The following is a 13091-nucleotide window of genomic DNA, read 5'->3' on the forward strand; positions in this document are numbered from 1 at the left end:
CAATTGCCACTTGCCAGCCACAATTGGGGTGAATAGGCACCTGAGCATACATTTTGGGTCACCTCAGAGGGAATACATGGCTGATAAAAAGCCGAGTGCCGGTAATTCTGGCATGAACATCGACACCAGTCTGGTCCGCGAGCTTGCTGAGCTTTTGAACGAGACAGGTCTTACCGAAATCGAAGTTGAGGACGACGATCGCAAGATCCGCGTCGCGCGCGGCGGAATGGTAACAAATGTTGCAGCAGCTCCTGTGGCAGCGGCACCAGCAGCGCCCGCCGCGGCTCCTGTAGCAGCGCCTGCCGCGGCTCCTGCGGACGATCACGCGGACGCCTTCAAATCACCAATGGTGGGCACTGCCTACCTCGCAGCAGAGCCCGGTGCGCCTAACTTTATCAAGGTAGGCGACAGCGTGAGCGAGGGTGACACCCTTCTTATCGTTGAGGCGATGAAGGTGATGAACCCCATCACCTCTGATAAAGCGGGCACGATCAAAGCGATCCTCGTCGAAAACGCACAGCCGGTTGAATTTGATCAACCGCTCGTCGTGATTGGCTAAGCGGGTAACAGACGCCATGAGCATTAAACGCATCCTGATCGCCAACCGCGGCGAAATAGCGCTGCGCATCCATCGTGCGGCCCATGAAATGGGAATTGAAACGGTCGCGGTGCACTCCACCGCTGATGCCGACGCCATGCACGTGCGGCTGGCCGACCACGCGGTTTGCATCGGCCCGCCAGCAGCAAGCGAAAGCTATCTCAACCACGCCGCGATTATCTCGGCGGCCGAGGTTGCGGGATGCGATGCGATCCACCCGGGCTATGGCTTCCTTTCGGAAAATGCCAAGTTTGCCGAAATCGTCGAGGCGCATGACATCGCCTGGATCGGGCCAAAGCCAGAGCATATCGTCACAATGGGCGACAAGGTTCAGGCGAAGAAGACCGCTGGCGCATTGGGATTGCCGCTGGTGCCCGGTTCAGACGGCGCGGTTGCCGACCCTGAAGAAGCGAAGAAAATCGCGGCCGAAGTCGGCTATCCCGTCATCATCAAAGCCGCCTCTGGCGGCGGTGGTCGCGGCATGAAAGTGTGCGAGAGCGAAGACCAGCTCCAAACGCTTATGCAGCAAGCCGGAAGCGAGGCGAAAGCCGCCTTTGGCGATGCGACCGTCTATATCGAAAAATACCTCGGCAATCCGCGCCACATCGAATTTCAGGTGTTTGGCGATGGCAAGGGCAACGCCATCCATCTGGGTGAGCGCGACTGCTCGCTCCAACGCCGCCACCAAAAGGTTCTGGAGGAAGCCCCCTCCCCCGTCATCGACCGCGATACGCGGATGCACATGGGCGAGGTCTGCTCCAAGGCGATGCGCGATATGGGGTATCGCGGGGCGGGTACAATTGAGTTCCTGTGGGAAAACGGTGAGTTCTATTTCATCGAAATGAACACCCGCCTTCAGGTCGAACACCCTGTGACCGAAGCGATCACCGGTGTTGATCTGGTGCGCGAGCAAATCCGCATTGCGGCTGGAAAACCTCTCTCAGTGACTCAGGAAGACCTTGAATTTCGCGGTCATGCGATTGAGTGCCGGATCAATGCAGAGGACCCTTTCACCTTCGCACCGTCACCGGGCAAAGTGACCTCATACCACCCCGCTGGCGGGATGCATGTGCGCGTCGATTCCGGGCTTTACGCAGGATATTCGATCCCGCCCTATTACGACAGCATGATCGCCAAGCTGATCGTCTATGGGAGAGATCGCGAAGGCTGCATCATGCGCCTGCGCCGTGCTTTGGAAGAGATGGTGGTCGAAGGCGTCAAAACCAACATCCCGCTGCACCGCGAATTGCTTCAACAGAACGACGTTTTGCACGGCGATTATTCGATCAAATGGCTCGAAGAATGGCTGGAAGAACGAGAGGGGTGACCCCCTTTCCAATCACAAGAAGAAGAAAAGCCCGGTAGCGATGCTGCTGGGCTTTTTGCTTTTTGCGCGTCTTGCACCGGGCTGCTGGGCACAAAATCATATTTTGTGCGTTGCATCATTAAAACCACTGTACAAGGCAAACTCCTCTAGGGATCGGGGATGATTATGGACGCAACCAATGGAACACCAAGACATCGCGGCAAAAGAGCGCACTGCCCTGCCTGCTAAACCACCCTATCCGCGCATCAATAAAGGCGCGCGCAAGACCCAGATTGTGGTCGTGGGCGGCGGCGCCGGGGGGCTTGAACTTGTCCGGCGGCTGGGCGCGAAATACGGGCGACGCAATCACGACATTATCCTTGTCGATCAAAACCTTTCGCACATCTGGAAACCGCTTTTGCACGAGGTGGCCGCAGGCTCTCTCGACGCCAATCTTGATGAAGTCGGCTATCGCAGTCACTGCGCGCGCTGGGGCTATCGTTTCTTTCAGGGCAGCCTTGAAAGCATCGACCGGCAAGAGCGTACCATTCGCCTGGCGCCGGTTCTTGACGACCATGGCAAAGAGGTAATCGGCGCGCATACGATTCGCTATGATATGCTGGTGCTTGCCATGGGATCGGTGTCGAACGATTTTGGCGTACCAGGCGTAAAAGAGCACTGCCTGTACCTCGACAGCCGCGCGCAGGCCGACAAATTCCGGCGAAAACTCCTCAACCACTGCCTCCGGGTCAGCCGCGCCATGTTGACCGATCCGGCCGCCGATGAACGCGTCAAAGTCGCCATCGTGGGCGGCGGCGCAACCGGGGTTGAACTTGCCGCAGAGCTTTACAACGCGGCCTCCGGGCTCAAATACTATGGCCTTGAAGTGTTTGATGAAAGCCGCCTTGAAGTCACCTTGCTTGAGGCAGGTGAGCGCATTCTTCCTGCCCTGCCCGAACGTCTTTCCAATTCGGCCCGCGACGAGCTCTCGGCGCTTGGTGTCGAAGTGCGCGAGGGCGTGCAAGTCATCAAGGCCACACCCGGCGCGCTCGTCACCAAGGATGGCGAAGAGATCGAGGCGGACCTTATGGTTTGGGCAGCAGGCGTCAAAGGCGCGGATTTCATTGCAAATCTGGGGCTTGAGGTGACACCGCGCAATCAGATCGTGGTGAAGCCAACGCTTCAAACGGTTACCGATCAGGATATTTTCGCGCTTGGAGATTGCTGCGCTTTCGTACCCGAGGGTGGCGGACCACAAATCCCGCCCCGCGCGCAAGCTGCGCACCAGATGGCAGAGACCGTCTATCGCAACATTCGCCACCGTGAACGCGGCAGGAAACTGGAAACCTTTATCTATCAGGACAATGGATCGCTCGTCTCGCTAAGCCGCTTTTCAACCGTGGGCAGCCTGATGGGTAACCTTGTGGGCGGCGCGATGGCGATCGAGGGGCGCATTGCGCGGTTCATCTACACCTCGCTCTACCGGATGCATTTGATCGGTATTCACGGCTGGATGAAGGGGCTTGGCCTGATGATTATTGGCCGGGTTAATCGGATTGTGCGGCCAAAGCTGAAGCTGCACTAACCCTTATTGCCATCACCCGTTTGGCAAAACCTTGTCCATCGCAGTCGTCAACATTGCGAATGCGCACGGTTCTGCCCGCGATAAGTTTGAGATTGAGGTCCGACTTCACCACGCCTGCCGCATAAGATACGTCGATCACCTGCTCCAATGGCACCGGCTCTTGGCCAAGGCTTTCATGGAACACCAGCTGATCGTCCATCAAACGCACAGCAACCGGATCGCGCCATTGTCGCAAAGGCTTACGGCTTTCAAAAACCAGGTAAAAACCAAGCGCAAGGATCGCCCAGTTTACGCCGCCAAATTCAAAGACGGTCAAAAGCGCAAGCCAGCTGGCGCGGCGCTGTTCTGATAAGGAGAGCAGAAACGGCTCGTTCAAAGCGGCATATGTCAGCCCCAGCACGCAAAGCGCGCTTACGGCCAAGAGCACGAATGTCCAATTGCTGCGAAACCTGACCGTCTCAGTCAAAGCTAAACCCCGCCGCCTCCGCTTCCGCGATAATCTCAGGGCCGGTTTTCATGGGAGTTTTCTGCGCCAGATCGAACCAATCGGGTTTTTCATCGACGAAAATCTGCTGCTTGATGGGGACGCCCTTGGGAAGATCAAACATTCCGGCAAGGAATGTGCGGTTTCCGGTGGGCAGAAATTTGTACCAAAGGTGACTGCCGCATTTGGAGCAGAAGGCGCGCTCGGCCCAATTGCTCGATTGATAGGCGGTGATGTGCTCCTCGCCCTCAATGGTGAAATCGTCCGCCTCAATCCCGGCATACATCGATCCAGTCCACGCCTGACACATGGTGCAGTGGCACACGTCGACCTCGCTATGGGCATCGCGCATGGTGATCGATACCGCCCCGCACAGGCACTTGCCCGTCAAAGCTTGCGCTATGTGATTGGAAGGTTCGTTCATCGTCTTCCCCCGACCTTTAAGCGTTTAAAGCGGAACTCCGGGCTCATGCTTGGCGGTGCGAATGGTGAGCGAGGTTTTGACGCTTGCGACATTGGGAGCAGGTGTCAGCTTGCTGGTGAGAAACTCCTGAAAACTCTGCAAATCCTTGCTTACGATTTTCAGGATAAAGTCGATCTCGCCATTGAGCATATGACATTCACGCACTTCGGGAAGGTGCGCCATGTGCTCTTCAAACTCGCGCAAATCGGCCTCGGCCTGACTTTTCAGGCTCACCATCGCAAAAACGGTGATCGCAAAGCCCAGTTTTGATGGGTCCAGATCGGCATGATAGCCGCGGATCACCCCATCTTCTTCAAGGCTGCGCACACGGCGCAGACACGGAGGAGCGGTCAGGCCACCCCTTTGCGCCAGCTCAACATTGGTAACGCGGCCCTCAGCCTGAAGCTCACTCAAAAGCCGGCGGTCGATCTCGTCCAAGTTCGCCATGTTCCCTTTTTCTCCTCAAAGGGCGGCGCCTTGCACCTTTGCCCCCAGTTATGGTCCACCCGTTTTAATCTACCCACACATTCTTGCCCTTAATGATGCCGATTCGGTCGCTTGGGCTAATAGGGCTACAATTACCTGTAAGAATGTACCCGATTACTCGGTTGTGAACCTAATTATATTATGTGTGCCAGCAATTGTCCCGCTTTGCAACGCGCTCAAAGGCTGGACTGTCCTGCCATTCACCTGATGCTATGAACCACTGTGCGCAAACATGCGTCGCATCTAGGTTACTTGGCGTAAGGTGTTTACTGCCGGATCGGTGCGACCATGCGCGCATGTTGGGTTTTGACCAACGATCATTGGTCGACCTGTATTAGTGAGTTTGGATCCTGAATGTTCTTCGATGACCGCCTTGCAACAGTTCTGAGACAGCGCGCTCAGAGCGATGCAATGCGTCGCACCCAGTACCGGCAATTGCTCGATCTGCTGGGTGCGCAGGCGACAGGCGCGCGCGGTCCAGGACGCGATCCCAGCCTTGTCGCAGCGGCTTGGATGCGCATGAACAAGCTTGCAGAGACGCTTCCCTCCAAGGACAGAGCGCGGCTTATTGCCGAACCCGGCTGGCGTTTGCGCAATCCTGAATTGGTCGCCCATCTTGCCAATTTCGAGCCTGAGGTGGCGTCCGCTGCCTTGACCCGTGCGCAATTGCCCAGCGAAGACTGGAACGCGCTTATCCCGCGCCTGCCCGTCAGAGCGCGCGGTTTCATGCGGCTTCGGCGCGACCTGCCGCAGGATACAGAAGCAACCTTGGAGCGGCTGGGCATTCATGATCGCGGGCTCCCTACGCCTCAGCCTAAGCCTGCCGAAGTGGGCGCTGAAACCGGACCGGTTGCATTCGATGAAGAACCATTGGAATTGGGGCCGTTAGAACTGGGCGCAGATGACGAATTGCCGGGCGCAAATATTCCGCCAGAGGATATCCCGAATGAGCCATTTGTAAGCGCGCCTCTTGATCCATTGCCAGATGAAGAGGGCGATCCTGTGGAAGAGGCCAGCGCGCCGCTTCGCCCGATATTCTTCCCCAAGGACCGGAATAAGGGTGGCACGGCCAAGCCAGAGGAAACGGTCGAGGATAAAGAGTTTGAGCCCAAGCCCTTTACCATCGAAGAGCTGCGCGAGATTGCCGAAGAGCCTCTGAATATCAATGAGCCTGTGACAGAAGATCAGGTTGCCGAAGAGAAAAGTCTTGGGGAGGATTTCTCCCAATACGAGGCATCCACTCCCAATTCCCCCCTTCGAAAAGGTGGGCGCGGCGAAATCTCCGCTTTGGTTGAACGTATCGCCAATTTTCAGCGGGCGCGTGAAGAGACGCCTGCCCCCGGCGATGCGGACGAAACCGCGTCAGATGCAGACCTTTCCCCAACCGACCGGCTCATGCCGCGCCTTCCACTGGGCGAAGAAGAAACCGTGCGTTCGCGGATCGTGCGCGGGTTTGCTTTTGCAGCGGACGCTGCTGGCCGGATCGAATGGGCTGAAGACCACGCCGCCTCCATGGTCGTAGGCACTCGGCTGGTCGCCCCGGCGCGGCTTCAGACGAGCGTCACCCAAAACCCGCTCGCAATGGCTTTTAATCAACGTCAGCCGATGAAATCTGCGCCCTTTCATATCGAAGGCGCGCAGGCCATTACCGGTGATTGGATCGTCGATGCACAGCCCCGTTTTAGCCAGATCGGCGGTTTTGCAGGCTATGTCGGCAGGATGCGAAGGCCTATTGAGGCAGCACCGACAGGGCCAAGCCCTGCTCAACGCGAAGCCGACCGTATCCGCCAATTGCTGCACGAATTGCGCACTCCTGTGACTGCGGTTCAAGGGTATTCAGAAGTCATCCAGCAACAGCTTTTTGGCTCTGCCCCGCATGAATATCGCGCCCTTGCCGCTGCGATTGCGTCTGATGCGGCGCGCATTTTGTCCGGCTTTGAGGAATTGGACCGGCTGGCAAAGTTTGAAACAGGCGCGATGGAAGTCGACGAAGGCCAGACCGATATTGCCGCCCTTGCCAACCGCATCATCCGCCAGCTTGCGCAGGTTCTGGATGCGCGCATGGCAGGTATTGCGCTCGATTGGCATGACGATACGCCGCTTTTCGCGGCGATTGGCGCGGATAATGCGGAAAGCTTGATGTGGCGCTTGCTTGCAAGTGTTGGCGGTGCCTGCGCGGCGAGCGAGACTTTGGAGGCACGGCTCGAAGATAACGGGGACTTCATCCGCCTCACCTGCGAATTACCGATGCAATTGCTGGGCGAAGAAGATCTGTTTGCAGCGGATGTACGGCCTTCTGGCACTGCGATTAGTCCCGGCCTTTTTGGTGCAGGCTTTGCCCTGCGACTTGCCCGCGCCGAAACGCGCGCAGGAGGGGGCGATCTTGTCCGCAAGAGCGATTCGGTTATTCTCACATTGCCCAGGGTGAGCACCGCGCGCGCCAATGCTCCGGGCAACACAGGTCCAGACTTCGCCGCGCATTAAGGTCAGGGCCGATTATTGGCTCTGGTAAGGCATCGCTAAGCACTGCTGTGTTAAGGCGGTGTGATGAAATGGGCCGCAATCCATCACTCTGACACGCGAACGTTTGTCTCAAGCGAGCAAAAGGCGCGTCCGCTCTCGATGGCAAAGGCTCCTGCGCCCGGCACTGTTGCGGCGTTCGAGTGCAATTTTGGCCGCGATTTCGGTAGGCGCGTGCTGCTTACCGTGGATACAGAAGAAGAGTTTGACTGGAGCGGCCCGTTTACCCGCGACCGCCATGGGCTGAATCATGTCGCAGCGCTCCCCCGGTTTCAGGCCTTTTGCGAGAGTTTGGGGGCGCATCCGATTTATCTGGTCGATTGGCCCATCGCCAATGATCCTTCCGCGATAGAGATTATTGGCGACGCTGTTGCTCGCGGTATGGCGGATGTCGGGGCACAGCTTCACCCTTGGGTAAATCCGCCGTTTGATGAGCCTTTGTGCGCGCACAATTCATTTGCCGGAAACCTGCCGCGCGAATTGGAGCGCGCCAAATTTATGGCTTTGCGCGACCGAATCGAAGAAGCCTTTGGCACCGCCCCGCTCATTTACCGCGCAGGTCGCTATGGCCTTGGGCCGCACAGCGCTGATATCCTTAAAGAAGGCGGCATCAAGATCGACACCTCTGTGCGCCCTCTATTCGATTACAGCGCGCATGGTGGCCCCGATTTTTCCCATCATCCACTCCATCCCTATTGGGTGGACGAGGCACGCCAGCTGCTCGAAGTGCCGATGACGGTCGTTCATGCGGGCGCGCTTCGCCATATGGGGCAAGCTCTGCAACAGCTGGGCAAACGGATGCCGTTTCTTTTGGGGGCGATGTCGCAGCTTGGCCTGTTTGAGCGAATCGCCATGACCCCGGAAGGCGTAAGCGCCGATGAGGCCCTTCGCGGGCTCGAATTGACGTTTGAGGCGCAGATACCGCTGACGGTCCTGTCGTTCCACAGTCCCTCTCTCGTGCCCGGTTATACGCCTTACACACGCGATGCAGGCGACGTGGAGGCGCTGTATGACTGGTTTGCGCAAATATATGCTTGCCTTGGTAAAGCGGGCGTCAGATCAGCCACAGTCGGAGACGTATTCGGGGCGGCAGCGCGCTAATTTGGCACGGCTTTCCCCAGCTTTGAAAAATACCTGAAAACCCCGCTTGTGGTTTTCGAATACTCGCTGTAGAGGCACCGCCAGTTTACCGTTGGGTTTGACCGCTGAACGCTTTCGGGCGAACCCTTCAAGGGCCTGTAGCTCAGCGGTTAGAGCTGGCCGCTCATAACGGCTAGGTCGCGGGTTCGAATCCTGCCGGGCCCACCAAGTTTGAGCTTGCCTTTTAGGCGGTTCTTGCGGTTAAGCAGCCTTATCGAGTTTTGCTCGGTAAGACGGATGAAATGTCGGGGAGTGGCGCAGCCAGGTAGCGCACCTGTTTTGGGTACAGGGGGTCGGAGGTTCGAATCCTCTCTCCCCGACCATTTCATCAAATTGTGGGCGAAACAGCCCGTTCTCTCGTAAAACTTGGTTCAACCGTTTGCAGGCACTTTATCCGCCTTCTCCAGAAGCTCGATAAGCTCTGCGGGCGGCATTGGTTTTGCGATGAGATAGCCTTGCGCGTAATCGCAGCCATTCTCTCGCAGGAAGTCGAGGCAGGCCTGTTCTTCGATGCCTTCGCAAACCACTCGCAAACCCAGCGAATGGGCAAGGTCGATTGTTGAGCGAACCATAAGGCCATCGCTTCGATTCGTATGCGCGTTCTGAACAAAGGCGCGGTCGATTTTGAGCTCTTTGAGCGGCAGGCGCTGCAAATAGCTGAGGGTCGATTGGCCGGTCCCATAATCATCAATGGAGATCAACACGCCCAAAGCGCGGAAGCGTTCAAGATTGCGCGCCGCCGCTTCGGGATCGAGCATTGCGGCACTTTCGGTCACCTCAAAGATCAATCGATCACGCGGCACGCGCATCTCTTTCAAGACACGTTCGGCCGCTTCGACAAATCGGTCCGATGTGATGAGGTTTGCAGAGATGTTTACAGCGGCAGAGACCACCACATCCCCTTTGCACCATTCCAACATATCGGTGATGGTCCGCCTCAACACGAATAATGTCATGCGGTCGATGCGGTTCGTTTCTTCTGCCAGCGGGATAAACAGATCGGGCCGCATGAACCCGCGCGTTGGATGCTCCCACCGCAAAAGCGCCTCCACGCTTTCAATCCGGTTCGTCTCCAAACGCAGCTTGGGTTGGTAAACCACCCTTAGCTGCTCAGCATCAATCGCTTCGTCGAGCTCGCCCATCAGCGACACACGTTGTTCGATAATCGCAGCTTCCGCATCTTCGTGAGCGTGCCACAGTTTGCCCTCGTTTGCGGCATGGGAGGCCGCACGGCTGGCCGCGTCAAGGTCCACGCCAGACGCAATGCCAAAGGTCAAATAGACATCAACACGCCTGCCCCCCACATCCAGCGGCTTTTCCATTGCGAAAGCGATAATTTCGCACGCATCAATAAGATGCTGATAGTCGCCTTGGTGAACCCAGGCGATCATGCGGGTGTCGGTTCTGTAGGCCCGTGGCACCGGGTGAACAGACTGCATTCGGTCAACCAGACGGTCGATGAATTTGCCGAGCAATTCCTGGCCCAGAACTGCGCGAATGGAATCGAAATCCTTGATGAAAGCGGTGATCGTGAAATTGGCGCTTTCATGCACCGTGGTTTCAAAAGCCAAGGCATTTGGCATCCCCGTGGCGCCATCGACCATGGCCTCTTCTTTAAGCATCACACGCACAATCCACGCGGTTTGCATCAGGGCCGCCGCGATCAACACAAACACCGCCGGCATCACTTCCAATATGGTCCGTGCGCCGTGGTAAGCGAGCGCTTCGACCACGAACAGCACCACCACTGCCATGGCTGTCCGGGCAGCGACGAGCATATAGCTGTCTGCGCGCACGACATAGATCGAGAGCAGGATTGCCAGAATGACAAGCGGGACATAACCAAACTCTGTCATCGCGCCAGCGATCAGGGTTTCAGCGGCAAGCGCCTGGATGGTGACCCCCGGGATCACGCCATATGTGGGAACGCCGTACCGATCGCCCAGTTCAATCGCGGTGGCCCCCACGATCACATCGCGTCCAGAAACCCGTGACTTATCGAAATTGCCGTTTTCAATATCGATGAAACTGTCACGCGGGATTGTTTTTGGATTGATGCTGAAATCGATTGAGAAGTCTTGACCCACCGCGCCAGAAACGCCCGCAATTTGAGCCGATAAGGACGGGCGCGGCGTAGCTTCGGTGATTGTCCCAAACACCATCCGCCGAACGCGCGCATCGGCATCAGGGCGAACCGACACCGAGGCAAGGCTGGTGTGTTGACGAAGTTTTGGGATGGGGAGAGCTTCGACCATTTCATCGGCGGTTTCCGAGGCGCCTTGCGCAAATGTTGGCAAGACCACCGATGCCTCAGCCTTTGCGATGGCGTTTGCGAATGCGGTGTCGCCCTCTCCCGATCCTTGGGATGAAAAGTCGATATCAAAGACAATGGAGCGCGCGCCGGCCTCATCCAATTGAGATATAAGGCGCGCATAGTGGTCACGCGGCCATGGCCAATTGCCGGATTGGGCAAGGCTTTTGGCATCAACCTCGATCAGATGCAGATCACCAGAGGCGTTCTTGGGCACAATCTGCACGATAGCTGCGCGCTGTTCGTTTTCTGCCATGCGCAGCCAGCCCGTTTGCGCAAATGCGACGGCAACAATCAGCGCGACGATGATAATCGCCCAGCTTCTTGCAGCGCTCAGGATGGCCTTGTGCATCAGATTTACGCCCTTGTCAGTTTCGCGCGTCAGGCCCGTGTTATACCGACAGAAGCTTGAAGATTAGTTGCGGTCGCGGTCGCGGTCGCGGTCCCGCCCCCGGTCGCGAAAGCCATCAAGTGCATCCCTGCCGCGGTCGATCAAGCGCTCTAGAGGCCCGCGGTTATCTTCTTCAGCGGTATCATCCACACCGTCTTCTGGCGGAACGACGGGGTCCTCATTGTCGGCTGCATCATCATCCCGCCCAAAGCCGTTGCCATTGCCGCGGTCTTCCTCATTGCGTGGGCCGTTGCCGTTGTTGCCGTTGTTGCCGTTGTTACCGTTCCCGCTGCCGTTGCCGTTGCCGTTGTTGCCCCGATCATCGTCATCATCGTCATCATCGTCATCGGCATTTCCGTTCCCGTTCCCGTTGCCATTGCCGTTGCCGTTCCCGTTCCCGTTGCCGTTGTTGCCACGATCATCGTCGTCATCATCGTCGTCATCGGCATTTCCGTTCCCGTTCCCGTTGCCATTGCCGTTGCCGTTGCCGTTCCCGTTGCCGTTGTTGCCACGATCATCGTCGTCATCATCGTCGTCGTCGTCGCCGTCATCGTCGCCGTTAGCATTTCCGTTGCCATTATTGCCGCGATCATCGTCGTCGATATCGTCATCGGCGGCGTCGGCGTCGCCCGCTGGCTCGGGCTCAGGCTCTGGTGATGGCTCAGGCTCAGGCTCAGGCTCGGGCTCTGGCTCCGGTGATGGCTCGGGCTCAGGAACGGGCGCAAGCTCTGGCTCTGGCCCTGCTTCGGGTTGCGTTGCAACAGGCTCGACGCGAGGCGCGGCGCGCTGCTCAACCACGATATCTGTCACCAGGCTATCGACGGTAGACTCTACTTCGCCCGTGACCAGACCATCGGTAATGTCTTCAAGGTCAAAACTCTCGCTGCCAACACCGACATCAATGACAACCGGCTCGGCGGCATCATCCTGCGGAACCACAGCCGCTATTTCAATTACCGGTGCCGCGTTTGCTGTTCCTGGTGCCTTCGTTGGCCGACGCACAGCAGGCGTGGTGGTGACTGCGCCGCGTTCAGGAGAATCGATTTGCCTCGATACATCGCCCTCGACGCTCAAACGAAAACGGTCATCCGCGGCAATCATCGCCACTTCACCGGGCCGAATAAGATCAACCGCGCCGCCATCCAGAGTGGACGCCTCAACCGCGCCCTCAGTCACTTGCATGGCAGCGCCAGCATCAGACACGGTGATCGAGAAGGTGGTGCCCTTCACCACAGCGGCAAGATAGGGTGTATCCACGCCAAAGTGCGGGTCTGGTTGCTTGCCGATGTTGAAAATCGCGCTGCCGAAATCCTGAATGATCTGGATGACGCCGCGCTCGCGCTTTTCAGGCGCGATTGTGATGCGTGTGTTGGGCCGCACCGTCACAAATTCCTCGCCGCGCACAATGATCGCATTGCCGCCGCGATTGGTGACAATCTGATGCCCCGCCAGAAGAGTAGACCCGCGCTCAGCGGGACGGTCCCCTTCAGCTGTGCGAATGTAAACCGGCCCGCGCGTCTCGCTCACCGTCCACGGTCCGGACTGGGCAAATGCGCTCGTGCTGGACAGTAGAAGCGTTAAAGGCAAAGCAATACGCGGCGAAATGAACATTTTCTTCTCCTTGGCACTCTGCACATAGCCAACGAATACGAGCAACAAGTAAGCGAAGAGACTTAACAAATTGGCCAAGGTAACCATAAGACCAAGCGCTGTGATTATTTGACCATTTGTTAGGGGCTTAACTGTAAAGCCCTGACGGTGGTTTTGAGGAAGATTCATGACAGTCAAAGGCGTGCAGGCCTTTGTT

The 13091-nt window shown here is 57.5% G+C and carries 10 protein-coding genes and 2 tRNA genes; 7 read left to right on the forward strand and 5 right to left on the reverse strand.

Going from position 1 to position 13091, the window contains the following annotated elements; translation table 11 throughout:
* Positions 1-76 precede the first annotated feature (76 nt).
* The 3 genes from accB (at position 77) to EH31_RS06125 (ending at position 3489) form a co-directional block, all read left to right on the forward strand.
* Positions 77-559 (forward strand): acetyl-CoA carboxylase biotin carboxyl carrier protein, encoded by a 483-nt coding sequence (gene accB / locus EH31_RS06115; RefSeq protein WP_034959200.1) that lies wholly within the window; start codon positions 77-79, stop codon positions 557-559.
* A gap of 16 nt (positions 560-575) precedes the next feature.
* Positions 576-1925: an acetyl-CoA carboxylase biotin carboxylase subunit gene (gene accC, locus EH31_RS06120; protein ID WP_034959201.1), complete on the forward strand. Its 1350-nt coding sequence runs from the start codon at positions 576-578 to the stop codon at positions 1923-1925.
* A gap of 178 nt (positions 1926-2103) precedes the next feature.
* Positions 2104-3489 carry an NAD(P)/FAD-dependent oxidoreductase gene (locus EH31_RS06125; protein ID WP_081853260.1) on the forward strand — a complete coding sequence of 462 codons (1386 nt, stop codon included), beginning with the start codon at positions 2104-2106 and terminating at the stop codon, positions 3487-3489.
* On the opposite strand, the gene EH31_RS06130 is transcribed toward EH31_RS06125, so the two are convergent.
* The 3 genes from EH31_RS06130 to EH31_RS06140 are packed head-to-tail and all read right to left on the reverse strand — an operon-like array spanning position 3452 to position 4883.
* Positions 3452-3955: a hypothetical protein gene (locus tag EH31_RS06130; RefSeq protein WP_152553484.1), complete on the reverse strand. Its 504-nt coding sequence runs from the start codon at positions 3953-3955 to the stop codon at positions 3452-3454. The genes EH31_RS06125 and EH31_RS06130 overlap by 38 nt on opposite strands.
* Positions 3948-4397: a GFA family protein gene (locus tag EH31_RS06135; protein ID WP_034959204.1), complete on the reverse strand. Its 450-nt coding sequence runs from the start codon at positions 4395-4397 to the stop codon at positions 3948-3950. The genes EH31_RS06130 and EH31_RS06135 overlap by 8 nt, the downstream gene beginning before the upstream one ends.
* Positions 4398-4421: 24 nt before the next feature.
* Positions 4422-4883: an Lrp/AsnC family transcriptional regulator gene (locus EH31_RS06140; protein WP_034959206.1), complete on the reverse strand. Its 462-nt coding sequence runs from the start codon at positions 4881-4883 to the stop codon at positions 4422-4424.
* A 393-nt stretch (positions 4884-5276) separates the two neighbouring features.
* On the opposite strand from EH31_RS06140, the gene EH31_RS06145 reads away from it, so the two are divergent.
* The 4 genes from EH31_RS06145 (at position 5277) to EH31_RS06160 (ending at position 8905) form a co-directional block, all read left to right on the forward strand.
* The gene (locus EH31_RS06145; protein ID WP_051699018.1) at positions 5277-7406 is read left to right on the forward strand and encodes a histidine kinase dimerization/phospho-acceptor domain-containing protein; all 2130 of its coding nucleotides are present in this window, start codon (positions 5277-5279) and stop codon (positions 7404-7406) included.
* A 63-nt stretch (positions 7407-7469) separates the two neighbouring features.
* Positions 7470-8543 (forward strand): polysaccharide deacetylase family protein, encoded by a 1074-nt coding sequence (locus EH31_RS06150; RefSeq protein WP_338390473.1) that lies wholly within the window; start codon positions 7470-7472, stop codon positions 8541-8543.
* A 131-nt stretch (positions 8544-8674) separates the two neighbouring features.
* A tRNA-Ile gene (locus EH31_RS06155) sits at positions 8675-8750 on the forward strand.
* Between the two features lie 78 nt (positions 8751-8828).
* Positions 8829-8905: transfer RNA gene (locus EH31_RS06160), tRNA-Pro, on the forward strand.
* A gap of 48 nt (positions 8906-8953) precedes the next feature.
* On the opposite strand, the gene EH31_RS06165 is transcribed toward EH31_RS06160, so the two are convergent.
* A complete protein-coding gene (locus tag EH31_RS06165; protein ID WP_051699019.1) occupies positions 8954-11245 on the reverse strand; it encodes an EAL domain-containing protein in 2292 nt (763 codons plus the stop codon).
* A gap of 63 nt (positions 11246-11308) precedes the next feature.
* On the reverse strand, positions 11309-12895 hold the full coding sequence (locus EH31_RS16815) for a FecR domain-containing protein (RefSeq protein WP_161782132.1): 1587 nt from the start codon (positions 12893-12895) through the stop codon (positions 11309-11311).
* Between the last annotated feature and the right edge of the window lie 196 nt (positions 12896-13091).

The organism is Erythrobacter longus (assembly GCF_000715015.1).
GTDB classification, from domain to species: Bacteria; Pseudomonadota; Alphaproteobacteria; order Sphingomonadales; family Sphingomonadaceae; genus Erythrobacter; species Erythrobacter longus.